The 26,975-nt window shown below is 71.3% G+C and carries 23 protein-coding genes; 11 read left to right on the forward strand and 12 right to left on the reverse strand.

Annotated features, from left to right (window positions below):
- Window positions 1-8: 8 nt before the first annotated feature.
- The 3 genes from FDP22_RS18515 to FDP22_RS18525 form a co-directional block, all read right to left on the reverse strand.
- The gene (locus tag FDP22_RS18515; protein WP_138573830.1) at window positions 9-1,304 is read right to left on the reverse strand and encodes a hypothetical protein; all 1,296 of its coding nucleotides are present in this window, start codon (window positions 1,302-1,304) and stop codon (window positions 9-11) included.
- 168 nt (window positions 1,305-1,472) lie between these two features.
- Window positions 1,473-4,088: an outer membrane protein assembly factor BamB family protein gene (locus tag FDP22_RS18520; RefSeq protein ID WP_138573828.1), complete on the reverse strand. Its 2,616-nt coding sequence runs from the start codon at window positions 4,086-4,088 to the stop codon at window positions 1,473-1,475.
- A gap of 216 nt (window positions 4,089-4,304) precedes the next feature.
- Complete coding sequence (locus FDP22_RS18525; RefSeq protein WP_138573826.1) at window positions 4,305-5,495, reverse strand: MFS transporter; 1,191 nt, start codon at window positions 5,493-5,495, stop codon at window positions 4,305-4,307.
- Between the two features lie 590 nt (window positions 5,496-6,085).
- On the opposite strand from FDP22_RS18525, the gene FDP22_RS18530 reads away from it, so the two are divergent.
- Window positions 6,086-6,583 carry a pyridoxamine 5'-phosphate oxidase family protein gene (locus FDP22_RS18530; protein ID WP_138573824.1) on the forward strand — a complete coding sequence of 166 codons (498 nt, stop codon included), beginning with the start codon at window positions 6,086-6,088 and terminating at the stop codon, window positions 6,581-6,583.
- Window positions 6,584-6,790: 207 nt separating this feature from the next.
- Here the strand turns inward: FDP22_RS18530 and FDP22_RS18535 are convergent, their stop codons facing one another.
- Window positions 6,791-8,149 carry an Nramp family divalent metal transporter gene (locus tag FDP22_RS18535; RefSeq protein WP_138573822.1) on the reverse strand — a complete coding sequence of 453 codons (1,359 nt, stop codon included), beginning with the start codon at window positions 8,147-8,149 and terminating at the stop codon, window positions 6,791-6,793.
- Between the two features lie 174 nt (window positions 8,150-8,323).
- Between FDP22_RS18535 and mntR the strand changes: the two genes are divergently transcribed.
- Window positions 8,324-8,806, forward strand: coding sequence for a manganese-binding transcriptional regulator MntR (gene mntR / locus FDP22_RS18540; protein WP_138573820.1), 483 nt, complete (start codon window positions 8,324-8,326; stop codon window positions 8,804-8,806).
- A 112-nt stretch (window positions 8,807-8,918) separates the two neighbouring features.
- Here the strand turns inward: mntR and FDP22_RS18545 are convergent, their stop codons facing one another.
- On the reverse strand, window positions 8,919-9,482 hold the full coding sequence (locus FDP22_RS18545) for an NADPH-dependent FMN reductase (RefSeq protein ID WP_138573818.1): 564 nt from the start codon (window positions 9,480-9,482) through the stop codon (window positions 8,919-8,921).
- Window positions 9,483-9,667: 185 nt separating this feature from the next.
- Window positions 9,668-10,093 (reverse strand): organic hydroperoxide resistance protein, encoded by a 426-nt coding sequence (locus tag FDP22_RS18550; protein ID WP_138573816.1) that lies wholly within the window; start codon window positions 10,091-10,093, stop codon window positions 9,668-9,670.
- Between the two features lie 220 nt (window positions 10,094-10,313).
- Between FDP22_RS18550 and FDP22_RS18555 the strand changes: the two genes are divergently transcribed.
- The 3 genes from FDP22_RS18555 to FDP22_RS18565 all read left to right on the forward strand — a co-directional run bounded on the left by FDP22_RS18555 (window position 10,314) and on the right by FDP22_RS18565 (window position 13,329).
- Window positions 10,314-10,790 carry a MarR family winged helix-turn-helix transcriptional regulator gene (locus tag FDP22_RS18555; RefSeq protein WP_138573814.1) on the forward strand — a complete coding sequence of 159 codons (477 nt, stop codon included), beginning with the start codon at window positions 10,314-10,316 and terminating at the stop codon, window positions 10,788-10,790.
- A gap of 576 nt (window positions 10,791-11,366) precedes the next feature.
- Entirely contained in the window at window positions 11,367-11,933 is a 567-nt protein-coding gene (gene gfa / locus FDP22_RS18560) for an S-(hydroxymethyl)glutathione synthase (protein WP_138573812.1), read from the forward strand.
- 217 nt (window positions 11,934-12,150) lie between these two features.
- A complete protein-coding gene (locus tag FDP22_RS18565) occupies window positions 12,151-13,329 on the forward strand; it encodes an FIST N-terminal domain-containing protein (protein WP_138573810.1) in 1,179 nt (392 codons plus the stop codon).
- A 202-nt stretch (window positions 13,330-13,531) separates the two neighbouring features.
- Here the strand turns inward: FDP22_RS18565 and lplAB are convergent, their stop codons facing one another.
- Window positions 13,532-14,581, reverse strand: a complete 1,050-nt coding sequence (gene lplAB, locus FDP22_RS18570) for a lipoate-protein ligase LplAB (protein WP_138573808.1) — start codon at window positions 14,579-14,581, stop codon at window positions 13,532-13,534.
- 351 nt (window positions 14,582-14,932) lie between these two features.
- On the opposite strand from lplAB, the gene FDP22_RS18575 reads away from it, so the two are divergent.
- A complete protein-coding gene (locus FDP22_RS18575; protein WP_138573806.1) occupies window positions 14,933-15,196 on the forward strand; it encodes a hypothetical protein in 264 nt (87 codons plus the stop codon).
- A 3-nt stretch (window positions 15,197-15,199) separates the two neighbouring features.
- Here the strand turns inward: FDP22_RS18575 and FDP22_RS18580 are convergent, their stop codons facing one another.
- Window positions 15,200-17,434, reverse strand: a complete 2,235-nt coding sequence (locus FDP22_RS18580) for a hybrid sensor histidine kinase/response regulator (protein ID WP_138573804.1) — start codon at window positions 17,432-17,434, stop codon at window positions 15,200-15,202.
- A 34-nt stretch (window positions 17,435-17,468) separates the two neighbouring features.
- Window positions 17,469-18,140 carry a response regulator gene (locus tag FDP22_RS18585; protein ID WP_138573802.1) on the reverse strand — a complete coding sequence of 224 codons (672 nt, stop codon included), beginning with the start codon at window positions 18,138-18,140 and terminating at the stop codon, window positions 17,469-17,471.
- Window positions 18,141-18,441: 301 nt separating this feature from the next.
- On the opposite strand from FDP22_RS18585, the gene FDP22_RS18590 reads away from it, so the two are divergent.
- From FDP22_RS18590 to FDP22_RS18605, 4 genes are all read left to right on the forward strand, one after another.
- Window positions 18,442-19,461 (forward strand): ABC transporter substrate-binding protein, encoded by a 1,020-nt coding sequence (locus tag FDP22_RS18590; protein WP_138573800.1) that lies wholly within the window; start codon window positions 18,442-18,444, stop codon window positions 19,459-19,461.
- Between the two features lie 8 nt (window positions 19,462-19,469).
- Window positions 19,470-20,255, forward strand: a complete 786-nt coding sequence (locus FDP22_RS18595) for an ABC transporter permease (protein ID WP_138573798.1) — start codon at window positions 19,470-19,472, stop codon at window positions 20,253-20,255.
- Complete coding sequence (locus FDP22_RS18600) at window positions 20,252-20,881, forward strand: ABC transporter ATP-binding protein (protein ID WP_138573796.1); 630 nt, start codon at window positions 20,252-20,254, stop codon at window positions 20,879-20,881. Before FDP22_RS18595 ends, FDP22_RS18600 begins: the two co-directional genes overlap by 4 nt.
- Window positions 20,882-21,090: 209 nt before the next feature.
- The gene (locus FDP22_RS18605) at window positions 21,091-21,498 is read left to right on the forward strand and encodes a response regulator (RefSeq protein ID WP_138573794.1); all 408 of its coding nucleotides are present in this window, start codon (window positions 21,091-21,093) and stop codon (window positions 21,496-21,498) included.
- Between the two features lie 536 nt (window positions 21,499-22,034).
- Here FDP22_RS18605 and FDP22_RS18615 read toward each other — a convergent pair.
- The 3 genes from FDP22_RS18615 to FDP22_RS18625 all read right to left on the reverse strand — a co-directional run bounded on the left by FDP22_RS18615 (window position 22,035) and on the right by FDP22_RS18625 (window position 25,712).
- A complete protein-coding gene (locus FDP22_RS18615) occupies window positions 22,035-23,960 on the reverse strand; it encodes a PAS domain-containing protein (protein ID WP_138573792.1) in 1,926 nt (641 codons plus the stop codon).
- Window positions 23,961-24,147: 187 nt separating this feature from the next.
- Window positions 24,148-24,972, reverse strand: a complete 825-nt coding sequence (locus tag FDP22_RS18620) for an ABC transporter permease (RefSeq protein ID WP_138573790.1) — start codon at window positions 24,970-24,972, stop codon at window positions 24,148-24,150.
- Entirely contained in the window at window positions 24,969-25,712 is a 744-nt protein-coding gene (locus FDP22_RS18625) for an ABC transporter ATP-binding protein (protein ID WP_239031983.1), read from the reverse strand. The genes FDP22_RS18620 and FDP22_RS18625 overlap by 4 nt, the downstream gene beginning before the upstream one ends.
- 615 nt (window positions 25,713-26,327) lie before the next feature.
- Between FDP22_RS18625 and FDP22_RS18630 the strand changes: the two genes are divergently transcribed.
- Entirely contained in the window at window positions 26,328-26,930 is a 603-nt protein-coding gene (locus FDP22_RS18630; RefSeq protein WP_138573788.1) for a TetR/AcrR family transcriptional regulator, read from the forward strand.
- The last annotated feature ends 45 nt before the right edge of the window (window positions 26,931-26,975 follow it).

Below are 26,975 nucleotides of genomic sequence, written 5' to 3' on the forward strand. Positions count from 1 at the left end.
TCCGGTGGTCAGCAGGGGCGGGAGGCGGCGAAGAACCGGGTGAAATCATCCTCGGCGCCGGGCGTGGCCGGGGCCTGCGCCGCGCGCACCGCCTGGGCGAAGCCGATGAGCGAGCTGGTGGGGTTGTGCGACGAGCCCTCGCCCGGCAGCAGGTTCATCACCAGCGTCGGGCAGGCGAAGAGCGCGGTGCGCACCTGCGCCTCCCAGTCCTCCGCCAGCGCGCCGCGGCGCTTGAGCTCGGTGAGGAGCGGGCGCCAGAAGCGCTCGGCCTTGGAGGCGAGGAAGGCCCGGCGCAGGGGCGAGAGCGCGTGCCCGGTCTCCACCACGATGCGCCCGCCCTCCAGCCGCGCGGTGGCGCGGGTGCGGGCGGCGCAGACATCCGGCTCGTAGAGCCAGAACGGGTGGGCGAAGATGTTGTGGAACGTGGCCTTCACCTCGGCCAGCAGGGCTGGCACCGCGGCATTGGCGAAGGCGGGGTCGAACAGGCTCAGATGCGCCGGCGCCCCCGGTGCCGCGGGGTGGAACCAGACATTGGCGTTATGCGCGTCGCCATGGGCGGGAAACACCGGGCCGGGGGTGAAGCGCGCCGGCGCCAGCCGCGTGATGGCGGTGGTGAACAGCTCCGCCAGCGGGGTGTCGTAGTCCACCCCGTCGATGCGCCAGGGCAGGGCGGCGATCTCGTCGAACGGCGCCTCGAGCCCGTGCCAGCGCACCTGGCCGCCGAGGTAGAAGCGCGCCACCCGGCCGCCGGGCGTGCTGTCTCCCGGCCGGTCCACCAGGCGGTTGTAGAAGAGCTGGTGCAGGGGCTGGGCGGCGGTCTCCGCCCGGGCATCGTCATGCAGGTGGCGCAGGGCGATCCCGGCGAAGGCGCTGTCGGCGGCAGCTTGCGCCGCGATCACGTCGGCCTCGGCACCCTCGGCCTCGCCCTTCTCGATGGCGGAGCAGAGGTCGGAGAGGCGGGGGATGTCCATGCGCTCGTAGACGAGGATCTGCCGGCCCGGGTGGGTCTCGGCAAACAGCGGCTGGGTGACGGGGTAGCCCGCCTCGGCCAGCACCTTCGCGTTGTAGTATTCCGAGACGCCCTCTTCCTCGCCCTCCTCCTGGTGGAACTTGAAGAAGAAGGCGCGGGCCCCGCCATCGGTGAAGAAGCCGTTCACCGAGTTCAGGCTGTAGCGGTCGGCGTTGATGGCGAGCGCCTGCGGGGCGAGGCCGGTCACCTCGCGGATCAGCCCGGCGAGCAGGCGCAGGGCCTCCGGCTGGTCATCCGCGGCAATGGCGGCGCGGATCTCGGCGGTGCCGGTCATGCGGCGCGCAGGTTGGGGGTGGAGCGGAGCAAGCAGGCCTCCCGGGCATCGGTTCGCCCGCGCGGCTGGATGCGGGACTGGGCCCAAGGATTGGATGTATAGACAAGTGAAGTCAACCCGCCGGAACGGGGATGGGCGCGGCCCCGGGGGGGGGCCGCGTCCGGGGCCTCAGGTCCCCTTCGGCAGGGCGTAGGCGATGATCGAATCGCCTGCCTTGGTGCCGGTGGAGCCGTGGCCGCCGGCGACGACGACGAGGTACTGCCGGCCGTCCTTGCCCATGTAGGTGGAAGGCGTGGCCTGGCCGCCGGAGGGCAGGCGGGCGCGCCACAGTTCGCGGCCCGTCTGCATGTCGTAGCCGCGCACGTAGTAGTCCATCGTGCCGGAGAGGAAGGCCACGCCGCCGCGCGTCACGATCGGGCCGCCGATGCCCGGCACGCCCATCTTGAAGGGCAGCGGGAGGGGCGACAGGTCACGCACCGTGCCGTTGCGGTGCTCGTAGACGGTCTTGCCGGTGGTGAGGTCGACCCCGGCCACGTAGCCCCAGGGCGGCTGCTGGCAGGGCAGGCCCAGCGGCGAGGTGAAGGCACCCATCTCGGAGGCGTAGCGCGCGCCGAAGTTCTCGTTGAACACCGGCTCGCCATCCTTCGTGACCATGCGCTCGGTCTCGTCCGGCCGCTCGATCAGCTTCGAGGTGAAGGCGAGGTAGACCGGCATGGCGAACATCATCTGCCGCTCCGGGTCCACCGCCACGGCGCCCCAGTTGAAGGTGCCGAAATTGCCGGGGTAGACGATGGAGCCGCTCAGGCTGGGCGGCGTGTAGCGGCCGTCATAGGTGAGCTCGTGGAAGCGGATGCGGCAGTAGAGCTGGTCCACCGGGGTGGCGCCCCACATGTCGGCTTCGGTGAGCTTCGGCGGGTTGAAGCTGACGGTGGAGACCGGCTGGGTCGGGGCGCTGAAATCGCCTGTCACGGCGCCCTCGGGGGCGGGAACCTCCGTCACGGGCAGCACCGGCTCACCGGTCTCGCGGTTCAGCACGAACACCTCGCCCTGCTTGGTGGGCTGCACCAGCGCGGGCACGGTGGCGCCGTCGATGGTGAGGTCGATCAGGCTGGGCTGGGCCGGCACGTCCATGTCCCACAGGTCGTGGTGGACGGTCTGGTACACCCAGCGCACCTGGCCGGTTTCCGCGTCCAGCGCGGTGACGGAGGAGGAGAAGCGCTCCACCGCGTCCGAACGGTTGCCGCCGAACTGGTCCGGGCTCTGGTTGCCCATCGGCACGTAGATCAGGCCCAGCTCGGGGTCGTAGGAGGACACGCTCCAGGAGTTGGGCGCGTTCTCGGAGTAGGTCTCGCCATCGGCGATGGGGGTGGTGCTGTCGGGGTTCTTCGAATCGAAGTTCCACACCAGCGCGCCGGTGTTGATGTCGAAGGCGCGGATCACGCCGGAGGGCGAGGTGGCCGAGACGTTGTCGTTCACCGTGCCGCCCACCACGATCAGGTGGTCGGTGATCAGCGGGGGCGAGGTGGAATAGGCCGAGCCGGGGGTGACGTTGGGCATGTTCGCCCAGAGGTTCACCGTGCCGTCGGCGCCGCCGAAACCCGGGCAGATCTCGCCGGTCTGCGCGCTGATCGCGATCAGGCGGCCATCGGAGGTGGGCACGAACAGGCGCTTCACGCAGGAGGCGTCGCTGCCCGGGGTGCCGGGGCGGTCTCGTGCGATCTGCGGGTTCGGGTCGCCCGGCTTCGCGTTGCCGGTCACCACGTTCTGCGGCACGCCGGCGGCCTGGGTGGTCACCTCGGTGTCGCTTTCCGCGAGGGCGGAGGCCTCGTCCTGCGGGGCGGCGCTGTCAGCGGCCTGCGGCGCGGCGGTGCCTGTCTCCGTGTCCGCGGTGGCGCCCGTGTTCGCGGCGGCGTCGGGCCCGGTGGTGGTGGCCGCGGCGGCGGGGGCCGGGGCGCGGCTGCCGTCGAAATAGGAGACCCCGCGGCAGGTCATGTGCTGCGTGGTCTGGCGCGGCGGCTTCTTCAGCTCGGGGTCGAAGCGCCATTTCTCCTGGCCGGTCTCCGGGTCCAGCGCGATGACGGTGGAGAAAGGCGTGCAGACATACATCGTGTCGTCGAAGACCAGCGGGGTGACCTCGTAGGTCGTCTCCACCGGGTCCGCGCCGGTGCGTTCCTGGCCGGTGTGATAGGTCCAGGCCACTTCCAGCTGGTCCACATTGCCGGGGGTGATCTGGTCCAGCGGGGAATAGCGCCGGCCGTAGGAGGTGCGGCCATAGGCCTGCCACTCGCCGTCCGGCACGCCGCCGGTCTCCACCTCCGCCCGGGCGTTCATGCGCTCGTTGGGAAAGGCGCCCGCGGTATCATGCGGGTCGATGCTCACGGCATAGCCCGCGACACCGGCGCTCACCAGCAGCGACAGGGCGAGGAAGCCGCCGGCAGCGCCCTGGCCCGAGCGGGCCTCCGCGCCGCGGCCGGCGAGGCGGATGGCGATGGCCGGGATCAGCATCAGGATGCCGAAGACCACCAGCAGCGCGCCGCGCGGGGCCAGCGCCCACCAGTCGAACCCGACCTCCCAGATCGACCAGGCCAGCGTGCCCAGCAGGGCCAGGCCGTAGAGCGCCAGCGCCGAGGGCGCGCGCGCCATGAACAGCCCGCCGGAAATTGCCAGAACCACCCCGAGCGGCATGTAGAACCACGACCCCCCGAGCCAGGCGAGCCAGGCCCCGCCGATGGCGAGAACCACCCCCAGGATCAGGACTAGAATTGAGACGATTGATCTGTACATGCGGGAGATCCCTGGCTGCTTCGAGAACGCGGCATCGGGCAGGCGCGCCCGGCCGTGTACTTCCTCAGGTGGGTCGGTGCGGCGATATGTCCAGCCCCTGGGCGGAACCCCGCTGACCGCCCCCGGCGGGTGGTTGCGTACGCCCGGGCGCCGCGCGGCTGCCGCAGTGCAGCAAGGGCCGCGTGCGCAGGGCTTCGGATACCGGACGGCGGCCGATCAGGCCGCCGCGGGATTTCGGCGGGAATCCGCCAGTGTCACCGCCCAGAGCCCCAGTCCGCCGAGCGCGAGGCAGGCGCCGACCCAGCCGATGGAGGGCCAGCCCAGCCCGCCGGCGATGGCGATGCCGCCCAGCCAGGGGCCGATCGCGTTGGCGATGTTGAAGGCGCTGTGGTTGAGGGCGGCGGCCAGGGTCTGGGCCTCCGCCGCCACGCTCATCAGCCGGGCCTGCAGCATGGTCGAGAGCCCGCCGCCGCAGCCGATCACGAAGACCACCGGCGCCATGCTCCACACCGATCCGGCGGTGACGGAGAAGGTCATCAGCGCCGCCGCGTTCACCAGAAGGGTGATGGCAATGGCCGGCATCATCGCCCGGTCGGCGGCCCGGGCGCAGACGATGGTGCCCACCGTCATCCCCAGACCGAACAGCGCCAGCATCGCCGGCAGCGCGGCGGGGGAGGCATGGGTGTAGTTGATGAGCGTGGAGCCGAGATAGGTGTAGACCGCGAAGATGCCGCCGAAGCCCACCGCCCCGATCCCCAGCGTGAGCCAGACCTGCCGGCGCCCCAGGGCGCCGAGCTCGCGCAGCGGGCTGGCGCCCGCCTGCGGCCGGTCATGCGGGGCATAGATCGCGATCAGCGTCGCCGTCAGCGCCGCGAGGCCGGCCACGATGACGAAGCCCGAGCGCCAGCCCGCCACCTGGCCGATGGCATTGGCCAGCGGCACGCCCACCGTGGTGGCGATGGTGAGCCCCAGCATCACCCGCCCCATCGCCTGGGCGCGCCTGTTCGGCGGCACGAGCGAGGCGGCCATCAGCGCCGCCACGCCAAAATAGGCGCCGTGCGGCAGGCCGGAGAGGAAGCGGAAGGCCACGAGCACGCCGTAGCTCGGCGCCAGCGCGCTCAGCCCGTTGCCGAGGGCGAAGAGCGTCATCAGCCCGATCAGCAGCACCCGGCGCGAGAGCTTCGCCGCCAGCACCGCGATCACCGGCGCGCCGACGCAGACCCCGAGCGCATAGGCGCTGATGGCGGTGCCGGCGGTGGGTTCGTCGATGCCGAAGTCGCGGGCGTAGAACGGCAGCAGGCTCATCGCGGCGAATTCCGTGGTGCCGATGGCAAAGCCGCCGACCGCGAGCGCCAGGGTCAGCAGCAGGGGATGCGCCGTGGCGGCGCCGCGGGCGGAAGCGGTCATCTCTGGGTCCTCGGACGGGTTCGGCTCCACGGGCGGGGCCTGGACATGGGGCGGGCCTGCGCGCCGCGCGGCAGTGCACAAGAGGCCGTCGACAGCTCCGGCGCCGGACCGGCCACGTGCTGTCGCCCCATCCGGGGCCCGGCGGAGCGAACCCCTTGAGCTGCCGTGCGAAAACTCTGGCGAGCCGTCAGAATGGCGCGGATCTCGCGCGGGCTCAAGCCCCGTCTTGCAGCGCAACAGCCGCGCCGACGCCGCGGGGCGATGGGCGGTACCCCCCGGAACGCCTCGGTCCGGGAGGCGATGCCCTCGCCCGCCGCCGCACCTGCCTCCCGCCCGGGGACTTGAGGCGCGCCGGGGCGCGGGGGTGGCCGATTCTCCCCTTGGCAGGTGTTCGCGCTGGCGCGGGGTGGTTGGCGGGATGAGGGCCGCGAGACCGTACCGGGTCCGGGAAATCGCATGGGTCGGTTTCCGGGGGAGGCCGGCGGGTTTCAAGGGCCTGCGCACGCAGCCGTGAACGCGGATCCGGGCGCTGCAAGGGAACGTCCGGCGGCCCGCCCGTGTTGGTTCGGCGAAACGAAAGGAGACATCCCATGGCAGATCTCGAACGTATCAAGTCCGATCCGCAGGCCGGTTTCTGGAGCCAGCTCGGCGAGAGCCGCGCCGTGATGCTGGGCGCGCCGGATGCCGGCCACCACATGCAGCCGATGACCCCGATGGCCGCCCCCGAGGAGGGCGCGATCTGGTTCTTCGCCACCCGCGATTCCGACATCGCCCGCCAGTCGCGCGGCGGAGCCCACGTGCACATGTGCCTGATGGGCGAGGGCGCGGACTACTACGCCTGCATCGAGGGCAAGCTGGAGGAGACGGAGTCGCGCGAACACGTGGACCGTTTCTGGTCTCCCGCCGTTGCCGCCTGGTACCCCGAGGGGCGCGACGACCCGGAGCTCGCCCTGCTGCGCCTGCGCCCGGCCAGCGGCCGCGCCTGGGCCAGCACCGCCAGCGGCGCGCGCTTCGGCCGCGAAGTCGCGAAGGCGAACGAGACCGGAACCACCCCGGACGTGGGCGTGGTGACCGACCTCACCTTCTGAGGCCGTGGCGCCGGACGGGCGGAGCGCCCGGGAGCGGCGCCGCTCGCGCGAGAGACGGAAGCCGTGGCACCTCCCCGTTGCGGGAGGTGCCGCGCCCTGCGCAGGACTGGTGACGGCGGCTGTGCGTGGTCGCCCCGCGGGCCGCGAAGGGGCGGCGGGGCGCGCCTGTGGGGGGGGGCACGCCCGGTGCCGGGCGCCGCCGGCCTGTCAGAGGGCCAGCGTATCCCACAGCAATTTGAGGTTCAGCACCACGATCAGCCCGGCCACCGCCCAGGCCACCACGCCCGTGGCGCGCGAGACCACGAGGGTGCCCATCAGGCCGCGGTCGGTCACGAAGCGCACCAGGGGGATGACCGCGAAGGGCAGCTGCATGGACAGCACGACCTGGCTCAGGATCAGCAGGTCGCTGACGCCGCGCGAGCCGTAGAGCCATGTCACCACCACCACTGGGATGATCGCCAGCGCGCGGGTGAGCAGCCGCCGCGCCCAGTGCGGCAGGCGGATGCGCAGGAAGCCCTCCATCACGATCTGTCCGGCCAGCGTGGCGGTGACGGTGGAATTCACCCCCGAGGCCAGCAGCGCCACGGCGAAGAGCGTGGAGGCGATGCCCAGCCCCAGCAGCGGCGAGAGCAGGCGGTAGGCGTCCTCGATCTCGGCCACGTCCTCATGGCCGGTGCCGTGGAAGGCGGAGGCGGCCACGATCAGGATGGCGCCGTTCACGAACAGCGCCAGCATCAGCGCGATGGTGCTGTCGGTGACGGCCCAGCGGATGGCCTCGCGCTTGCCGGCCTCGGTGCGCGGGTAGGCGCGGGTCTGGACGATGGAGGAATGCAGGTAGAGATTGTGTGGCATCACCGTGGCGCCGATGATGCCGATGGCGATGTAGAGCATCTGCGGGTTCTTCACGATCTCGCCCGAGGGCACGAAGCCCTCCAGCACCGCGGCCAGCGGCGGGGCCGCGGCGACGAGCTGGATCGCGAAGCAGACCGCGATGATGCCCAGCAGGGCGATCACGAAGGCCTCCAGCCGGCGGAAGCCGCGGTTCATCAGCAGCAGCACCAGGAAGGCGTCCAGCGCGGTGAGCAGCGCCCCGGCCACCAGCGGGATGCCGAACAGCAGTTGCAGCGCCACCGCGGTGCCGATCACCTCCGCCAGGTCGCAGGCGATGATCGCCAGCTCGCAAGCCAGCCAGAGCGGGATGTTGATGATCGGCGGATAGGTGGCCCGGCAGGCCTGCGCCAGGTCGCGCCCGGTGGCGATGCCCAGCCGCGCCGCCAGCGCCTGCAGCAGGATGGCCATCAGGTTCGAGATCATGATGACCGAGAGCAGCGTGTAGCCGAATTGCGCGCCGCCCGCGAGGTCCGTCGCCCAGTTCCCGGGGTCCATGTACCCCACCGAGATCATGTAGCCCGGCCCGATGAAGGCGAGGAGCCGCCGCATCCAGGACCCGCCCACCGGCACCCGCACCGACGCATGGGCCTCCGAGAGGCTGGGCACGTCCTCTGCGGTCGCGCGGGCCAGGTGCCAGGCGCGGCGGGGGGGGGCAGTGTGCTCGGTGCGGGACATGCTGGCTCCGGTGCGGTTCGACACGACAGGGTTACGACTGGTGCATAAGGTATGCAATAGGCTATATTCGGCCATCCCTGACGTGACATCGCCGGCGATCCGCGCGAGAAGGGGCGGGACGAGCGGGCGCAGGCCGCAGGCTCCCCGGTTGAACGGCAGACGAGAGGTGCCAGCATGCGACAGGTCCACAGGCAGGCCCCGCCTCCCGAGGCGCCGCTACCCGATGCGCAGGCCCAGTGCGAGGGCTTCCGCCAGACCCGTGAGGCCCGGCGCAACGCGTTGGTGGAGGATTATGTGGAGCTGATCGCCGGGCTGATCCGCGAGCGCCAGGAGGCGCGGCAGGTCGACATCGCCGCGCGGCTCGGCGTCTCGCAGCCCACTGTGGCGAAGATGCTGGCGCGGCTGGACGAGGAGGGGCTGGTGTCACGCCGGCCCTATCGCGGCGTGTTCCTCACCCCGGAAGGCGAGGCGCTGGCCGAATCGATCCGCCTCCGGCACGAAACCGTGGAGGCCTTCCTGCTCTGGCTGGGGGTGAGCGCGGAGACCGCGCGCATCGATGCCGAGGGGCTGGAGCATCACGTGAGCGACGAGACGCTCGTCGCCTTCCGTCGCGCGATGGCGGAGCGGGAGCCTTCCGCCGCCGACCGGCCCGGCTGACGCGGCACGGGCCTCGGGCCGCACGTCACCGGTCCCGGGCGACAGGCCGGGAGGCCCGGGGCCTCCGGCACGGCGGCGGAGGCTCCGCGCGCCGCCCCGGAAGCGGGTGGGATCAGCCGCGCAGCGGCTTCAGCGCCCCGGTCCAGCGGGCGAGTTCGTCCAGCATCACCTTCGCGCTCTGCACCTGGATGTCACCGGGGGTGAACACGCCGTCCTTCACCTTCTCGGAGACCATGGGCACCAGCACGCTCTCGACCAGCGGCACCACCTTCAGCACGTTCAGCGTCGGCTTCACATGCTCGACGGCCCGCATGCCGCCGGAGACGCCGGCATAGCTCACGAAGCCCGCCGGCTTGTAGTTCCACTCGGTGTACACGTAGTTCAGCGCGTTCAGCAGCGCCGGCGTGGTGCCGTAATTGTATTCCGGCGTCACGAAGACGAAGGCATCGGCGGAGGCCACGCTCGCAGCCCATTTCTTCGTGTGCTCGTGCGCGTAATCCTGCAGGCGGGGGTGCTTCGGCTCATCGTAGACCGGGAGGTCGAACTCCGCGAGATCCACGAGATTGGCCTCGAAGCCGGGGTGCGCCGCGGCAACCTCGTGGAACCATTTCCCGACGGAGGCGCCGACACGGCCGGGGCGGGTGCTGGCGACGATGATGTTGAGGCGTGAGGTCACGACGGAATTCCTTCAGCTGTTCGGACGTGTTCGATTGCACCGCACCATATGGCCGCGGCACCCGGAGCCGCAAGAAGGCACACAAAGGGTACCGGGGCCGCCCGGGGGCGGGAACGGAACGTCGCCCGCGCCGGGGCAGCGGGCTTTCCCCTCCGGCGGCGGGGGCCGCCGGAGGGGAGGAGCGGTCAGGCGATCGAGAGCTTCACGTCGATGTTGCCGCGGGTGGCGTTGGAATAGGGGCAGATCTGGTGTGCGGCATCCACCAGGGTGCGGGCGGCCTCCGGCTCCAGCCCCGGCAGGGTGACTTCAAGGGCGATCTCCAGCCCGAAGCCGCCTTCCGAGCGCGGACCGATGCCCACGGTCGCCGCGACGCTGACATCCGCCGGCACCCTGGTGCCCACCTGCGGGCCGGCCACCTTCATCGCGCCGATGAAGCAGGCGGCGTAACCGGTGGCGAAGAGCTGCTCGGGGTTCGCGCCCGTGCCGCCGGCGCCGCCGAGTTCCTTCGGGGTGCTCAGCTTCACGTCGATGGTGCCGTCGAGCGTGGCGGAGTGGCCGTCGCGGCCGCCGGTTGCGCGGGCGGTGGTCTGATAGAGAACGGTGGTGGTCATGGCTCGGGTCCTTTTCGTCCGGCGCCTGCGCCGGGGTGCTGAGAAACGGCTGCACGATCATATCGTGTGCGATATAAATAGCAGCGCTTTCCCGCAGGTCAAGAGCTTGCGATCATGTCGCGTGCGAAATATTTCAGGGGGGCCTCCTGCCACGCGGGCATGGGGGCACCCGCGCCACAGCCCCCGGCCCCTCCGGGCGTGCCGGAACAGGAGAAGGATCATGCCCGTGCCCGATCACGAAACCGAAGCGTTCCCGTCGCTGGACCAGTTCCTGTGCTTCTCGGTCTATTCCACCGGCCATGCGTTCAACCGGCTCTACAAGCCGCTGCTGGACCCGCTGGGCCTCACCTATCCGCAGTACCTGGTGATGGTGGTGCTCTGGGAGAGCGCCGGCGACATCACCGTGGGGGAATTGGGGCGCCGGCTTGCGCTCGAATCGAGCACGCTCACGCCGCTGCTCAAGCGGCTGGAGGTGGCGGGGCGGGTGGAGCGGCACCGCGATGCGCAGGACGAGCGCCGGGTGCGCATCCGCCTCACCCCGGCCGGGCGCGCCCTGAAGGACAAGGCGCTGGAGGTGCCGGCCTGCGTCTATGAGGCCACGGGGCTGAGCGTCGAGCGGCTGATCGCGCTGCAGCGCGACCTGGAGACCCTGCGCAAGTCCCTGCTGGCGCGCGAGGCGGCCCCCGCACCGGCCTGACCTGCCCCGGGCGGCCCCCGCACCGGCCTGACCCGCGCCGGGCGGCCGCCCGGCCCGGCGCGCGCTCGGGTCCGACCCGGCAGCCGCGGCACCCCCCGCGCGCCCCGGTTCGGGCTGCGCGGGTGCCTTGGTGTCGGGGAAGGCCGGCGCGCCCGGACCGCGATATGCGGGGGCCTGACCGTCGAGCAGCATCCGCCGCGTAGCTGCGTGTCGGACGTCTGCGCGGCGGACACCTGCCTGCCGGACACCCGCGTGGCGGACTGACGCGCGCGGGACGCCTGCGAGGCCGCGCACGCGAGCTGTCGCACGCCGTTATCCCCAGGGCCCAACGCCCAGAGGCACGTGCCGCCCGGGCCGGCCCGCCGGTGCGCGGCCTTCGCCGCGGGAAAGGCCAGGGGCCCACGGGACATGTGCCGCAGGCGCTCCGCCCCGCGGGACGAAGGCCTCTCCTCCGGCCCTGCTGTCAAGGCCGGAAGGGTCGTACGACCATTTGGCAATTCTTCCGAATCCGGCCCGGGTCTAGCGTCGGGCCAAGGCACAATGCGGGGGTAACCCGTTCTTCAGGGAGGTCAGACCATGAGCGTATCGATCCACCCCTCCGTCGACCACGGAGTGCCGCAGGGCACGCCCGGGTTCTCGGGCGGCAAGCTTCACTGCAACTGCGCGACCGACAAGGTGGAGGTGACCGTTACCTCCGACTGCGCGCACAACCACGTCTGCGGCTGCTCCAAGTGCTGGAAGCCCGAGGGCGCCACCTTCGCCCAGATCGCCGTCGCGCCGCGCGAGAACGTGAGCGTGACCGCGCATCCGGAGAAGCTGGTGATCGTGGACGAGACCGCCGCCATCCAGCGCCATGCCTGCCGGGACTGCGGCGCCCACATGTACGGGCGCATCGAGAACACCGGCCACCCGCTCTACGGGTTCGACTTCTTCCACACCGAGCTTGCCGACGTGCAGGGCTGGTCGCCGCCCACCTTCGCGGCCTTCGTCTCCTCGATCATCGAGACCGGGACGGACCCCTCGAAGATGGACGCGATTCGCGGCCGGCTGCGCGAGCTGGGGCTGGAGCCCTATGACGTGCTCTCGCCACCGCTGATGGATTTCATCGCCAGCCAGGTCGCCAAGCAGAAGGCGGCGGCCTGAGCGGCACCAGGGGTCCCTGTCGGCGGCGGGGTCGGGGCGGCGTGACAGCCGCACCGGCCCCGCGGTCATTGCGGGCCTTCTGCAGGTCTCCGTCCCCCGGCGCGAAGCAGGCCGCGTAAATCGGGCCCGACACTTCTGCACCAGTGTAATTTTCTTGTGCGGTTCGGGGCCGGGCGTTACGCTTTCTTCAAACAACTATAAATTGAGGAAACGCCCAATGCTTCTGCGGTGCGATGCGCCGGACGGCTCGGAAACGAGCCGTCCCACCCATCTTTCCGTCCGCCGGGCCTGTACCGACGCGGACGACGCATTCATTGCCATTCGCGAGATTCGCCACCGGCTGGGCTCCGACCCCATGGCGCTCGTGCTGTTGTTCGTTTCACCGAAATACGATCGGGGCGCGGTTACGGCCGCGCTGGCAAAGCTCTTTGACGGCGAGCACGTGGTCGGCTGCACCACGGCAGGCGAGATCTGCGCGCATGGCTACGGCGAGGGCGGCATCACCGCGGCGGGGTTCCTGGCCCGCGATTTCACCGCCGCCACCCGGCTGATCCCCGATCTCAGTGCCTTCGATGCCCGCCAGACCACGATGAGCGTGCTGGACCTGCGCGCCCGTGTCGCCTCCGAGCGGCCGGACTGGCACAGCGAGTTCGCCATGTTCCTCGGCGACGGGCTCAGCCGCAAGGAGGACCAGGTGATCGCCACCCTGTCGCGCAACCTCGGGCAGACGCCGCTGTTCGGCGGCTCGGCGGGCGACGGCATGGACTTCCGCCAGACCTTCGTGCTGCAGGGCGGGCGCTTCCACACCGACGCGGCGCTGATCACCCTGGTGCGCACGCGCTGCGGGGTGCGGGTGTTCCGCTTCGACCACTTCACCCCCACCACGGCCCAGATGGTGGTGACCGAGGCGCTGCCCGGCGAGCGGCTGGTGCGCGAGATCAACGCCGAGCCGGCGGCGCAGGAATATGCCCGGATGGTCGGGCTCGACCCGTCGCAGCTTTCGCCCCGGGTGTTCGCCGCGCATCCGGTGGTGATCCGCCACGGCGGCAGCCATCACGTGCGCGCCATCCAGAAGGTGGAGGAGAACGGCGACCTGCGCTTCTACAGCCCGGTGGACGAGGGGCTGGTACTCACCATCGCCGAGGCCGGCGACATGGCCGCGCATCTCGATCAGGCGCTGTGCGGGCTGGCCTCGCCCGAGCCGCCCCAGGCCATCATCGGCTGCGACTGCATCCTGCGCCGGCTGGAGGCGGAGGAGAGCCAGGCCGTGGGCGAGGTGTCGCGCATTCTCGCCCGCCACGGGGTGGTGGGCTTCAACACCTACGGCGAGCAGTTCGACATGCTGCACGTGAACCAGACCCTGACCGGGGTCGCGATCTACGGCGCCGGGGAGTGAGGCCGGGAAGCGGCGCTGAGCCGCCAGGAGCCCGCCGGGGGTGTCACGCCTGAACGGCGTGCTCAGAGACGCTGTGGCGGGCTGGCAGCGCGACCCGAAGCGCCCGTTCTCCGGGCCGATCCCACGGGCGCGACGGGCCACGGGCCGCCGTGGCTGAGGCCGCGTATCGCCGGGCGCGGCGCGTGCCCCGGAGCGCGCCGGGTCACGGGATGTGGTTCAGCCAGGCCGGGTCCGAGAATTTGCCGCGCGCCAGTTCCTGCGCGGCGGCGTATTCCTCCGCGGTGATGTCGCCTGGCGTGCCGCCGTTGAGGTCGACGAAGACCTCCTTCATCCGGCGGATCACCTCGGTGCGCTCCAGCCCGGTCTGGCTGCGCACCGGGTCCACGCGCTTCGCGGCGCTGGCGATGCCCTTGTCGGAGAGCTTCTCGCGGCCGATGCGCAGCACCCGGGTCATCTTCGCGGCGTCCATGTCGTAGGCCATGGTGACATGGTGCAACACGGTGCCGTTGGCGTAGCGTTTCTGGGCGGCGCCGCCGATCTTGCCCTTCGGGCTCGAGATGTCGTTGAGCGGCTTGTAGAAGGCGTCGATGCCCACGGCGGTCAGGGCCTTGAGCACCCAGGCGTCGAGGAAGGCGTAGGAGTCCGCGAAGCTCATGTCGCCCACCAGCTCGCCCGGCGCGTAGAGCGAATAGGTGATCGCGGTGCCCGGCTCCACGAACATCGCGCCGCCGCCGGTGACCCGGCGCACGATCTCCACCCCCATCTCCGCCGCCGCGTCCAGGTCCACCTCGTTGCGCAGCGACTGGAAGTTGCCGATGATGATCGCCGGGCGCTCCCACTCCCAGAAGCGCAGCGTGGGCGCGCGCTGCCCGCTGGCCACGGCGCGGGCCAGCACCTCGTCGAGCGCGAGATGCATGGCCGGCGTCTGTGGCCCGCTGTCGATGATCTGCCACTCGAAGTCGCGCCAGCCGCGGCTCACCCCCAGCGCGCGGCGCACGGCGATGGCGATCGATTCGGGCGTGAAGCCCACCAGCGTCGCGTCCGGGCGCAGCCCGGCGCGCAGGGCGGCCACCATCTCCTCCGCCGGGGCCGTGCCGGGCAGACCGTTCAGCGCGGCGCGGATGTCGTCCAGCGCCCCATCGGGTTCCAGGAAGAAATCGCCGGAAATCTGCACATCGGCCAGCCGCCCGTCGCGCAGTTCCACGTCCGCGACCACCAGCTTGCCGCCCTGAACCTTGTATTCGCCATGCATGCGCCGGCCCTTTCCTGTCTCGCGCCCCCTCCGTGGGGCGGCGTGCGATCCGTTTCCGCCACGCGCAGCGTGCGTTTCCTTCGGGCGCGCGGGGCGTGCAATCTGGTGTCGCCACGCGGGGCGTGCAAGCCGTTTCGCCGCGCGGTGCGCGCAACCATGCAGCCACCCGGCGCGCATCAATCCCGATCCACGCAGAGGGTGCCCGCGTCACGCCCCCACGCGCCGCCCGACCATGGAGCGAAACGCCGCCGATGCCCAGAGCCGATCGTGGCGCGCCGCCACGCGGGCGGGCAATCGCGCGCGGGCCGGCGGCGCGGGCTCCATGTCTGCGAGGTGGACACGGAGCTTGGCGTGCGCATCGACAGACCCGATGTCGGCTCCGCGCACACGCTGGCCGTCTCGTCCGGGGCCTTCCTGTTTCCGTCCCCGTCCCGCGACCGGGACGGAGACGTCCACCTCGTGAGCCGCGCCGACCCGGGCCGCACAGTGCTCCTCACCGGCATGCTTCCCGAAGGCGCCTCCTTCGAGGAGGCGCTGCTCATCGGCGAGGGCGCGCGGATGCATGCGGTGACCGAGACGGCCTGGTTCTGCGCCGAGGTGCCTGCGCTCGCCTGAGCCTCAGCCCGCGGCGGCCTCCACCGCGAGGCGGCTCGCCTGGATCCAGGCGAGGATCGAGCGCAGGGTCTGGGGCTGCAGCGGCTTGTGCAGCAGGAGGGTGTTGGTGCCAGTGGCAAGCGCGCGCAGCTCCTCCGAGCGGTCGGCGGTGATCAGCACCGCCGGCACATGGCCGTAGCAGGCGCGCAGGGCGAGGATCACGTCGAGCCCTGTCTCGTCATTGTCGAGGTGGTAATCGGCGAGGATCACGTCGGGCGCGAGGCCGAGGTCGGTGACGGCGGCGAGCGCCTCCTCCGCATTGGCCGCGTCGAACGGGCTCACGCCCCAGTTCTCCAGCATGGTCATCATCGCCACGCGGATCTCGGCGTCGTTCTCCACGATCAGCGCCATCATGTCGGTGAGGTCGGCGGCGAGCGGGCCCGGCCCGTGCTCCTGCGCGCCGTCCTGCGCGGTGGCGGCATGGCCCAGCGGCACGGTGACGGCAAAGCACGTCCCCCGCCCCTCGATGCTGGTGAGGGTGAGCCCGTGGCCCAGCAGCGTGCAGGCGCGCTCCACGATGGCGAGGCCCAGCCCCATGCCGGGCGGCGCGCCGGGCGAGGTGTCGAGCCGCTGGAACTCCTGGAACACCTCGCGGGTCTTGTCGGGCGGGATGCCGGGGCCGGTGTCGCGCACCTCGATGCGCAAGCTCCGCCCCTCGCGCCGCGCGCCCACCAGCACCTTGCCTGTGCGGGTGTAGCGCAGGGCGTTGCTCACCAGGTTCTGCAGGATGCGGCGCAGGTAGGAGGGGTCGCTCTCCACCGGCACGGAGCAGGGCACCACGCGCAGATCCAACCCCTTGCGGGCCGCCGTCTCGCGGAATTCCTCGGCGAGCGGGCGCAAGAGGCGGTCGAGCGGGAAGGAGGAAATGTCGGTGGTCGCGGCGCCCGCGTCGAGCTTGGAGATGTCGAGCAGGGCGCCCAGGATGGTCTCCACGCTCTCGAAGGCGTTCTCGATGCGCCCGGTGATCGCCTGCTGGCGGGCGTCGAGCGCGGTCTCGCCCAGCGAGGCGATGAAGAGCTTGGCTGCGTTGAGCGGCTGCAGCAGGTCATGGCTCGCCGCCGCCACGAAGCGCGACTTGGAGGCATTGGCCCGCTCCGCCTCGTCGCGCGCCGCCGACAGCTCCTCGGTGCGGGCCAGCACCCGGGCCTCCAGCGTCTCGTTGGCGAGGTGGATGGCAGCCACGGCCTGGCGCTCGGCGGTCACATCGGTGAAGGAGATCACGAAGCCCGCCTGCGGCGTCTCCTGGCAGAACACGTCGAGGATGAGCCCGTTCGCGCGGTGCAGCTCCAGCTTCAGCGGCGGGCGGCCGGGCGGGCGTCGCACCCATTCGAGCAGGCGCTCCGGGTCCGCCTCGCCGCGCAGGGCCTGGTCGGTGGAGAAGAAGGCGGCGATGGCCTCGAAGCTGATGCCCATGCGCAGCAGGCGCGGCGGCGGCTGCATCAGCTCGCGCAACCGGTCGTTCCAGCCCACCATGCGGTGGCGCCGGTCGAAGATGCCCACGCCCTGGTTGATGTGGTCCAGCGTGGCGCGCACCAGGCGCGACTGGTCGTCGAGCAGCTTGTCGCGTTCCTGGCGCTCCAGCCGGATCATCTCGGTGACATCGGTCTGCAGGATGGCGGTGCCGTTGTCGGGCGTGCGCTGCTCGGAGACCTGGATCCAGCGGTCCCCCGTGAGCTCGACGTTGAAGTTCACGTGGCGCTGCTGGTGGGCGCGGGCGCGGCGCTCGGCCCACATGGCGCGGGTCATGCCCTCGGGCAGCACCAGGCAGGGGCTTTCGGCCACGATGTGCACGTAGGTGGTGAAATGCAGCCCCGGCGCCATGCGCTCGCGCACGTCGGGCAGCGAGATGGAGAAGCGCGAGTTGCGCATCACCAGGTTGTCCTCGCTGTCGAACAGCGCGAAGCCCTCGTGCACCGCCTCCAGCGCGTTGGCGAGGTCGGCACGGGCGCGCTCGGCCTCCAGTTTCGCCGCCGAGAGCCGGGCGTTCGACTGGTTGAGGAGTTCCAGCGTCTCTTCCAGGTCGCGGGTGCGGGCGCGGATCTGCGCCTCCAGCGCCATCGCGGTCTGGGTGTGGAAATAGCTCGGGTCGCCCGCCTCGCTCTCCTGCTCGACGCGCCGCATCAGCGCCGCGGTGATCTTGCGCAGCTTCTCGTTCTGACGCTCCAGGCTCTCGCCCGGGCTGACCAGTGGTCCGGCCATCAGCCCTTTCCTCCCTTGTTGCGGAAAGGCTGCCCTACTGCGTCGGCGGGTGCAAGATGGATGCGAAACGGGCCTGCTGGGCGATGAGCACCGCCTGGGTGCGGCTCTGCACCCCGAGCTTGCGCAGGATGGCGGTGATATGCGCCTTCACCGTGGTCTCGGCGATGGAGAGCTCATAGGCGATCTGCTTGTTCAGCTTGCCCTCGCAGACAAGCTGCAGGATGCGGCCCTGCTGGGGCGTGAGGTCGGCGAGGCGGGCCACCGCATTGCTTTCCGGGCCGCGCTCGGTCTCCGCCTCGGCCGGGGGGCAATAGCCGTCGGGCGTGTAGGAGCCGCCGTTCCAGATCTCGCGGAAGGCGGAAACGAAGACATCGCGCCGGCTGTCCTTGGGCACGAAGCCCGCCGCGCCGGCCTGCACCACCGAGGTCACGATGCGGTTGTCCGACATCGAGGAGACCACGATCACCGGAATGCCCGGCACCGCGCCCTTCAGCCGGATGAGCCCGTCCAGCCCCGCGACGTCCGGCAGGTTCAGGTCGAGCAGGATCGCCTCGGGCGACAGGCCGCCCGCCAGCATCTCCAGCGCCTCCGACAGCCGCGAGGCCGTGGCCACCTTCGCGACGCCGAGCGCACTCTGCAGGGTCATGGACAGGGCTTCGCAGAACAGCGGATGATCGTCGATGACGAGAACTTCGCTGACGGTCATGCCCTGGCTCCTCCCGGTGTGCACGGCTGGTGGTTGCATGGGCAGTATCCTGTATCTCGTGGCTTTGTGCGACAGCCTAGCACAGGCGTTTCGCGCCCGGCCCTACGACCAAGGGTGGAGGCCGCCATGCGCCCTTGGTCGTATTTCGCCGCACCGGCAGGGTGATAGCCTCTCAGGCGGTGCCGGTTTCGCCCCGGTCGTGAGCAGGCGCAGCGCCAGGGCCCGGAGCCAGGCGCCGCACCCCTGCGGCAGCACCTCCGGCCGGGGCCGGCGCCGCGGGAACCAGACGAGGGAGGACGACATGCGGCTGATCGGCAGGCGCGGCCTTGTGGCGGGCCTCGCGCTCGGGTTGCTCGGCGCGGTGCTTGCGGCCGGCGGGGCCGGCGCGCAGGACAGGGTGCTGCGCCTCGCGCTCCTGCAGGTGGGCACGGTGACCTGGGAGGCGGAGACCATCCGCGCGGAGGGATTGGACACCGCCCGGGGCTTCCGGCTGGAGGTGCTGCCCATGGCCGGCGAACAGGCCGCGCGCGTGGCCTTCCAGGCCGGCGGCGCGGACACGATGGTGGCGGATTTCATCTGGGTGGCACGCCAGCGCGCGGCGGGGCGGGACTATGTCTTCGTGCCCTATTCACGCGCCGTGGGCGGGCTGATGGTGCCGGCGGACAGCCCGGCCACGTCCCTGTCGGACCTTGCCGGCAGCACCATCGGTATCGCGGGAGGGCCGCTGGACAAGAGCTGGCTCATCCTGCGCGCCTATGCCCTGCAGCAGGAAGGCTTCGACCTCGCCGCGGGCACGGACCAGGTGTTCGCGGCGCCGCCGCTGATCTTCCGGCAGGCGCGGTCCGGCGCGCTCGGCGGGGCGGTGAACTTCTGGCACTTCATGGCGCGGATGCGCGCCGCGGGCCTGCGCGAGCTGGTCTCGGTTTCGGACGCGGCGGGCGCGCTGGGGCTCGACCCGCAGACGCCGCTGCTGGGCTACGTGTTCCGCGGCGAAGACCTGCGCGCCCGGCCGGAACTGGTGCGCGGCATGATGGCGGCGTCGCGCGCGGCGAAGGACCTGCTGGCGCAGAGCGATGCGCCCTGGGAGCGCCTGCGCCCGCTGATGAACGCGGCGGACGATGCGGAGTTCGCCGCCCTGCGTGAGGGTTTCCGCGCCGGCATCCCCGCACCGGGCCCGGTGGATGAGGCGGCGGCGGGGCGCCTGCTCTCCCTCATGGCGGACCTGGGCGGCGCGGATCTCGTGGGCCCGGACCTCGCGGGGGCAGGGCCGGACGCCGGGCCGCGGCTGCCGCCGGGCCTCTTCGTGCAGCCCGGGATCTGAGCCGCGCGATGACCGCGACCGATGCCCCCCCGCAGCCGGCCCGCCCGGGCGGTGCCCGGCTGGTGCGGCTCGCCTCGCTGGCCGGGCTGCTCGGCCTCTGGGCCCTTGCCGCGCTCCTGGCGCAGGATCCGGGCCTGATGCCCGGGCCCTGGGTGGTGGGCCCGCTTCTGTGGCAGGAGGCGGCAAGTGGCCGGCTCTGGCTTCACCTCGGCGCCACCCTGGCCCGGGTGGCGGCCGCCTTCGTGCTGGCGATGGGCCTGGGCACCGCGCTCGGCCTCGCCATGGGCCGCGCGCCGCGGCTCGACCGCTGGCTGGACCCGTGGCTGGTGGTGCTGCTGAACCTCCCCGCGCTGGTGACCATCGTGCTGTGCTACATCTGGATCGGCCTCACGGAGACCGCCGCCATCACCGCCGTGGCGCTCAACAAGGTGCCGATGGTGACGGCGATGCTGCGCGAGGGCGCCCGCGCCCTGGACCCGGGGCTGGACGCGATGGCCCGGGTCTTCGCCATGCCGCCGGGCACGCGCCTGCGCCACGTGCTGCTGCCCCAGCTCGCGCCCCATCTCGCGGCGGCGGCGCGCACCGGGCTGGCGCTGATCTGGAAGATCGTGCTGGTGGTGGAGTTCCTCGGCCGCTCCAGCGGCGTGGGCTTCCAGATCCACCTCTATTTCCAGCTGTTCGATGTCGGCATGGTGCTGGCCTATGCCCTCGCCTTCGTGGCGGTGATGCTGGCGATCGAGGCGCTGGTGCTCCGGCCCTGGGAGGCGCGGGCCCGGCGCTGGCGGGCGCCATGAGCGGCCCGGCACCGGTTTCCATCGACATCTGGGTGAAACGCTTCGGCGCGCGCGAGGTGCTGCGCGACATCGCGCTCACGCTGGCGCCGGGGGAGCGGGTGGCGGTTCTCGGGCCCTCGGGTGTCGGGAAATCCACCCTGCTGCGCATCGCCGCCGGGCTGGACACCGCCTTCGAGGGCACCGTGCGCGGCGCCGGGCGGGTGGCGATGGTGTTTCAGGAACCAACGCTGCTGCCCTGGCGTTCGGCACGCGACAATCTCGTCCTCGCCGCCCGCATTCCCGCGGCGGAGGCCGAGGCGGCGCTGGCCTCCGTCGGTCTGGCGGGGCGGGGGGAGGCGTTTCCGGGCCACCTGTCGCTGGGCCAGCAGCGGCGGCTGGCGCTGGCGCGGGCACTGTGCGCCCGCCCGGAGTTCCTGGTGCTGGACGAGCCCTTCGCCTCGCTCGACGCCGAAACCGCGGCCGGGATGCGGGCGCTCACCGCGCGGCTGGTGGCCGAGTGCGGCGCGACGACCCTGCTGGTGACCCATGCCCCGGCCGAGGCCGAGGCGCTGGCCGACCGCATCCTGGTGATGTCCGGCACACCGGCGCAACTGCGGCCCCGGGGCCGCAGTTCCGGGGAAAGGTGACCGGGCGGACCGGCGGAGACTTGCCGCTTTGTCCGTCCGCGTGGCAATGTTCCGCCGGATTCGGGTTGACCTGTGGCCTTAATGACCCATTTCGCCCCCAAATCGATGGCCGGCCTGGCACCGGCGCAACGCAGAGGCGGATTTTCGGAACCCCGGACGGGGTTGAGGTGTTGATCCGGCAACAGTGAACAGAATGCAGGCGCAGACAGATGTCGAGAAAGATACTCATTGTAGAGGATGAAATCTTCATCGCCCTCGAGGTCGAGGCAATTGTTCGCGAGCTCGGACATGAATCGGCCGGAATTGCCGCAGACAGTGCAGCCGCGATGAAGAAGGGGGCCGACGCGGATGTGGCCCTCGTGGATCTCAACCTGGCAGACGGCCCCACCGGGGTTTCCCTCGGGCGCAAGCTGCGGGACACGTTCGGGCTCACGGTGCTCTATGTCACCGCGAACCCCTCGCAGCTTGGCGATGGCGTGCCCGGCACGCTGGGCGTTGTTCCCAAGCCGGTGACGGAGCGCGAGATGCGCGACGTGATTTCCTACGCGGTCGCCGCCTGCGAGGAAATCACCATGCCGCCGCCGCGCAGGATGCGGGTGTTCTCCGCTTCGGCGTGAGGTGAATTCCGGCGCTGGCCCGCAGGCCATCGTGAGACGAGATGCGCTCCGGACGGGGCGCCAGAAAGACGGGGCGCCCCAGTGCGCCCCGTCTTCTTTTGTGCGCGGCGTCCCGTTCCCCCGATTTCAGCGGCGCCGAATTGTTCTTGCTTGTGAAGCGACTGGTGGAGATCGTCAGGGCACAGGGCACAGGGCACAGGGCACAGGGCACAGGGCACAGGGCACAGGGCACAGGGCACAGGGCACAGGGCACAGGGCACAGGGCACAGGGCACAGGGCACAGGGCACAGGGCACAGGGCACAGGGCACAGGGCACAGGGCACAGGGCACAGGGCACAGGGCTCCGGTTGCACCTGACGGTGCCGGGCGTGCCTCCGCCGGCTTCCCGCCACTGGCGGGGCCGGCAGACATGCCGTCGAGGGGTGTCCGACCCGCCGGAGAGCGCCCCCCGTGCCGCGCGGGCTGCGGCGGTGGCGTTCGCAGCCCGCGCGGAGGAGAGAGGGTGCCTTGCGGGAACTCGCGGGGCAGCGGGGGCTTCAGGCGGCCGGAGCGGGGGCGGTGCCGAGGCTGTGGACCCGGCGCAGGGAGGCCAGGGGTACGTCCACCGCCATCGACAGGCCGCTGTCCGTCCAGGTCCGGGTGAAGCGCCCGCGCATCTGGCCCTCGATGCTCAGGCTGATGAGGCGCGAGCCGAACCCGGCCTCCATGTCGGCCGCGGCATAGCCGGCCCCGGCATGTTCGCGCCACAGCAGCTCCACCCGGTCGCCCCGCAGGCGGGTTTCCACCGAGATGCCGCTGCCCTCGGGCGCGAGCCCGCCGTATTTCGCCGCGTTGGTGGCCAGTTCGTGGATCAGCAGCGCCATCGGCGTGGCGGCCTGGTCGTCCACCTTCAGGTCATCGCCGCCGATGCTCACCCGCGCGGAATTGTGCTCCATGAACGGCCGGAGCAGCTGGCGGATCATCGCGTGCAGGGTGGTGTCGCCCACCAGCGGCTGCGAGGCGTTGGAATGCGGGCGCACGAGGTCATGCGCCTGGCCCATCGCGAAGATGCGCTGGCGCAACTGCTCGGCGAAATCCTGCACCCCGGGATAGGAGCGCGCGGAGAGGCTGATGAGCCCGGAGAGCACCGAATAGATGTTCTTGATGCGGTGGCTCAGCTCCTGCGCGATCATCTCGCGCTCCTCGGCGGCGATGCGCTGCTCGTTGATGTCCGTGAAGGTGCCGAACCAGCGCGACACCCGGCCCCAGTTGTCGCGGATGGGCACGGCGCGGGCAAGGATCCAGGGGTGGTTGCCGGCGCTGTCGCGCAGGCGGTACTCGTCCTCGTACACTTCGCCGGTGCTCAGCGCCTCCTCCCAGTTCTCCAGGGCGGTGTCGCGGTCCTCGGGGTGGAGCAGCTGCGCCCAGCTGTCCCGGGTGGCGCCGTCGCGGGGCTCCTCCTCGCCGGTGAACTGGTACCAGCGGGCGTTGTAGTAGTCATGCCGGCCGCCGGGCAGCGCGGTCCAGATCATCTGGGGCATGCTGTCGGCCAGGGCGCGGAAGCGCTGCTCGGATTCGCGCAGGGCGTCCTCGGAGCGCCGGCGCTCGGTGAGGTCCACCGCCACGCCGGTGAAGCGCACGCAGCGGCCGGCCTCGTCGAAGCTGCAGTCGCCACGCGCGTTCACCCAGCGGATCTCGCCGGTGGGGCTGCGCAGGCGGAAATCCTCGGCGAAACTGTGCCCGCGCTCCATGGAATTCTCCAGCGCGGCGCGCAGGCGGGGGTCGTCTTCGGGGTGGAAGGCGGCGAGGAAGGCCTCGGCGCGCAGGCCGCGCGCCGCCTCCTCGCGGTCCACCCAGAACATGTCGGCGAAGCGGTGGTCGGTCACGATGCGGTCGGCGACCACGTCCCAGTCCCACACGCCGATCAGCCCGGCACTGTCCAGCGCCAGCTCCAGCCGCTCTTCGTTGCGCGCCAGCGCCTCCTCGGAGCGGATCTTGCTGGTGACGTCATGCACCCGCGCCAGCACCGCGATGGGCTGGCCGGAGCGGTTCAGCACCGGGGAATATTCGAGGTCGAACCAGACATCCTCCGGCTCCGAGCCGCGGTTGAGCGTGAGGCGCTGGCCGTCGAAGCTCACCGTCTCGCCGTTCAGCACCCGGTCGATGAGGTCGCGGTTGAAGCTGGCCACCTCCGGCCAGGCCTCCACGGCGGGCCGCCCGAGGATGTGCGGATGCCGGGCGCCGGCGATCCGGGCATAGCCGTCATTGTAGAGCAGGATGCCCTCGGGCCCGACCATCACCACCATCGCCTCACGCGAGGCCAGCATCATGCGCACCGTGTAGCACAGCGCGCCGGACCATTCCGCCACCGGGCCCAGCGGGGTCGCGGACCAGTCGAACCGGTCCATCGTCTCGAGCATCTCGGGGCTGGCTATGCGATCGAGGAGTTTCTCGCCCGCCTTGTTGAAGAGCGTACTGCGCATGTGTCCGGTCTGTTCATCCCGCGGCCTGGCCCCGGGCTCCTCTGGCGTCTCCGCCTCGCGGGCGCAGAACGGTTAACGTCATCAACGATAATGAAGCAAAAGGTAAAAGGTTCCGCGTGTCCTGCGCGTGGCGCGGTGGTCCGCCGGCCCGAAGCCGCCAGGCTTCCGGCCGGCCGTTCCGGTGCTGCTATCGCGCGGGGCCCCGGCGGCCGATCATCCCCTTCGACGGATCATAAGCATAAATCGCGGCGGCGAGAAAGACCAGTCCACAGCCCCCGACGACCCCCAGCGACAGCCAGTTCACCTTCAGGTACAGCGCGAAGCGGATGAGCTCCACGGCATGGGTGAACGGGTTGAGCGCGCAGATGTCGTGCAGGAGCGTGGAGGCCTCCGACATCCGCCACAGCGGATAGAGGGCCGAGGAGGCGAAGAACATCGGGAAGATCACGAAGTTCATCACCCCGGCGAAATTCTCCAGCTGGCGGATGGTCGAGGAGATCAGCAGCCCCAGCGCGCCCAGCATCAGCCCGGAGAGCACCAGCGCCGGCAGCGCGGCGAGATAGCCCCACAGCGGCGGCTCCACGTCCCAGAACCAGGCGATGGCGAGGAAGGCGTAGACCTGCAGCAGGGAGACGATCACCCCCGCCGCCAGCTTGGAGGAGAGCAGGAACCAGCGCGGATAGGGGCTGACCAGCAGCGTGCGCATGGCCCCGGTCTCACGGTCATAGACCATGGAGAGCGAGGATTGCATGCCGTTGAAGAGCTGGATCATCGCGCAGAGGCCGGGGGTCACGTAGACCTCGTAGAGCACGTAGGTCTCGTAGGGCGGCGTGATGGAGATGCCCAGCACGGCGCGGAAACCGGCGGCGAAGATGAACAGCCACACCAGCGGGCGCACCAGCGCGGAGAGGAACCGCTCGCGCTGGCGCAGGAAGCGCAGCCCCTCGCGCCAGACGATGCCGCGGAAGGCGCGCATCCGCCCCGACCAGCCCAGGCGCGACACCGGGCTCATGCCTCTGCCTCCGTCTCGAGGCCGGTCATCTGCAGGAAGGCCGCGGAGAGGTCGCCGCCCCGGGCGATGGCCCCCGCCGTGCCCGTGGCCAGCACGCGGCCGCGGTGCAGGACCACGGCGTCGTCCTGCGGGTGGATCTCGTCGAAGAGATGCGTGGCCCAGAGCACCCCGACCCGGTCCACCTCCACCAGCCGGCGCACCAGCCCGAGCACCTCGCGCCGGGACTGGACGTCGAGCCCCACCGTGGGTTCGTCGAGCAGCAGCAGCCGCGGCCCGTGCATCAGCGCCCGGGCGATCTCGGCGCGCCGCGCCTGCCCGCCGGAGAGGGCGGAGACCGGAGTGTCGAGCTTGTCGCCCAGCCCGACGCGCGCGATCAGCCCGGCGGAGCGCGACCACGTCTCGGCCCGGGTGAGCCCGTGCAGCGCCGCGTGGTAGGCGAGGTTCTGCCCCACCGTGAGGTCGCGGTCCAGCGCGCGGGACTGGAACACCACGCCGAGCGCCGCGAGCGCCGGCCCCGGCCGCCGCCGGATGTCATGCCCGAGCACCCGGATCTCGCCGGAGACGTTGTCGTAGAGCCGGGTGATCAGGTTGAACAGGGTGGTCTTCCCGGCGCCGTTCACGCCCAGCAGGGCGGTGAAACTGCCGGGCGCCACGCTGAGCGACACGTCGTCGAGCGCCTTCGTCCGACCGAAGGCATGGCTGACCCCGCGCACGCTGAGGGCTGGTTCGATGTCTGGCACGCGCGGCGCCTCCGGCAATTGCCTCCGCCCGGAGCGGAGGAGGTGGGCTCCGCCAGAGGCGGAAGGGACAGATCCGCCAGAGGCGGAGGGAACACCTCCGCCAGGGGCGGAAGGCACGGGTCCGCCGAAGGCGGAAGGGACAGGTCCGCCGGAGGCGGAGGATACAGGCCCGCCGGAGGCGGAGGAAACAGGTCCGCCGGAGGCGGAGGGGGAGCGATCCGCGATCCGCGGAGGATGTGGCTGCGGCCCGGTAGCAGCGGGCATGGCTCCCGCCAGTATGGCGGTCGCCCGGGTTTGCGCCATTGGCGGAAAGTCCCCGTCGCCCTGCCGATGGATGACCGCAACACCCCCGATGCCCATAGCATAATCGGGAACCGGGCAGGGGTTCCATCCTCCTCGGGGGTGTTCGGGGCATGGCGCTGACCGTCGATGGTGGCGGGCCCGCGGACCTGCACGGCTTCCGCGGGGGCGCCCTGGCGTGAGCCGTCCGGGCCCGGCCTGGCCGCGTCATTGCCGCGCCCCGCGAGGGGGGAGCGATTGCGCGGGAATGTGAATTGAGCAATCGCTCAAAAACATGCAGGATGGGGCGATCGAAACCTTCAGGGGCAGGCACAGGTGAGCAGACCGACGCGATACGAACGCGAGCGCGCGCTTGACGCGGCGATGTGCCTCTTCTGGCGGAAGGGCTATCACGCAACCTCCCTGAAGGACCTCGAGGCCGCGCTGGACATGAAGCCCGGCAGCATCTACGCGGCCTTCGCCAGCAAGGAGAACCTCTGCCTGCTCTCGCTGGAGCGCTACTTCGAAGCCTCGCTCTCGCGCTTCCGCGCGCATATGGAGACCACGGCCTCGCCGCTGTCGGGGCTGGCCGATCACCTGAGGGGGTTCGCGCGGCTCGCGCCGGAAGACCAGGCGCGGCAGGTCTGCATGCTGACCAGAACGCTCATTGACACGAAGGCCACGACCCCCACCATCTCTGCCTGCACAAGAGCCTACCTCGGCGCGATCAGGGACGCGTTCGCCGCCGGTTTCGAGCGGGCGAAGGCGCAGGGAGAGCTGCCGCAATCGGCCGACAGCGCCCGCCTTGCCCGAAGGCTGCAGGCCACGGTGTCGGCGCTGCGCTTCGAACTGCACCTGGGCACGGACCCGGCCGAGGTCTCCGCGCTGGCCGAAGACATGGCGCGCGAGATCGAGGCCCTGCGCCTCACCGGGGCCTGAGCGGGCACCCTGCAAGGCCCGCGCCCGTCCACACACGACATACCC

Source organism: Paroceanicella profunda (assembly GCF_005887635.2).
GTDB classification, from domain to species: Bacteria; Pseudomonadota; Alphaproteobacteria; order Rhodobacterales; family Rhodobacteraceae; genus Paroceanicella; species Paroceanicella profunda.

Coding starts and splice junctions, on each gene's coding strand:
- FDP22_RS18515 (WP_138573830.1), bottom strand. CDS start 1,304: ATGACCGGCACCGCCGAGATCCGCGCCGCCATTGCCGCGGATGACCAG.
- FDP22_RS18520 (WP_138573828.1), bottom strand. CDS start 4,088: ATGTACAGATCAATCGTCTCAATTCTAGTCCTGATCCTGGGGGTGGTT.
- FDP22_RS18525 (WP_138573826.1), bottom strand. CDS start 5,495: ATGACCGCTTCCGCCCGCGGCGCCGCCACGGCGCATCCCCTGCTGCTG.
- FDP22_RS18530 (WP_138573824.1), top strand. CDS start 6,086: ATGGCAGATCTCGAACGTATCAAGTCCGATCCGCAGGCCGGTTTCTGG.
- FDP22_RS18535 (WP_138573822.1), bottom strand. CDS start 8,149: ATGTCCCGCACCGAGCACACTGCCCCCCCCCGCCGCGCCTGGCACCTG.
- mntR (WP_138573820.1), top strand. CDS start 8,324: ATGCGACAGGTCCACAGGCAGGCCCCGCCTCCCGAGGCGCCGCTACCC.
- FDP22_RS18550 (WP_138573816.1), bottom strand. CDS start 10,093: ATGACCACCACCGTTCTCTATCAGACCACCGCCCGCGCAACCGGCGGC.
- FDP22_RS18555 (WP_138573814.1), top strand. CDS start 10,314: ATGCCCGTGCCCGATCACGAAACCGAAGCGTTCCCGTCGCTGGACCAG.
- gfa (WP_138573812.1), top strand. CDS start 11,367: ATGAGCGTATCGATCCACCCCTCCGTCGACCACGGAGTGCCGCAGGGC.
- FDP22_RS18565 (WP_138573810.1), top strand. CDS start 12,151: ATGCTTCTGCGGTGCGATGCGCCGGACGGCTCGGAAACGAGCCGTCCC.
- lplAB (WP_138573808.1), bottom strand. CDS start 14,581: ATGCATGGCGAATACAAGGTTCAGGGCGGCAAGCTGGTGGTCGCGGAC.
- FDP22_RS18580 (WP_138573804.1), bottom strand. CDS start 17,434: ATGGCCGGACCACTGGTCAGCCCGGGCGAGAGCCTGGAGCGTCAGAAC.
- FDP22_RS18585 (WP_138573802.1), bottom strand. CDS start 18,140: ATGACCGTCAGCGAAGTTCTCGTCATCGACGATCATCCGCTGTTCTGC.
- FDP22_RS18590 (WP_138573800.1), top strand. CDS start 18,442: ATGCGGCTGATCGGCAGGCGCGGCCTTGTGGCGGGCCTCGCGCTCGGG.
- FDP22_RS18595 (WP_138573798.1), top strand. CDS start 19,470: ATGACCGCGACCGATGCCCCCCCGCAGCCGGCCCGCCCGGGCGGTGCC.
- FDP22_RS18600 (WP_138573796.1), top strand. CDS start 20,252: ATGAGCGGCCCGGCACCGGTTTCCATCGACATCTGGGTGAAACGCTTC.
- FDP22_RS18605 (WP_138573794.1), top strand. CDS start 21,091: ATGTCGAGAAAGATACTCATTGTAGAGGATGAAATCTTCATCGCCCTC.
- FDP22_RS18615 (WP_138573792.1), bottom strand. CDS start 23,960: ATGCGCAGTACGCTCTTCAACAAGGCGGGCGAGAAACTCCTCGATCGC.
- FDP22_RS18620 (WP_138573790.1), bottom strand. CDS start 24,972: ATGAGCCCGGTGTCGCGCCTGGGCTGGTCGGGGCGGATGCGCGCCTTC.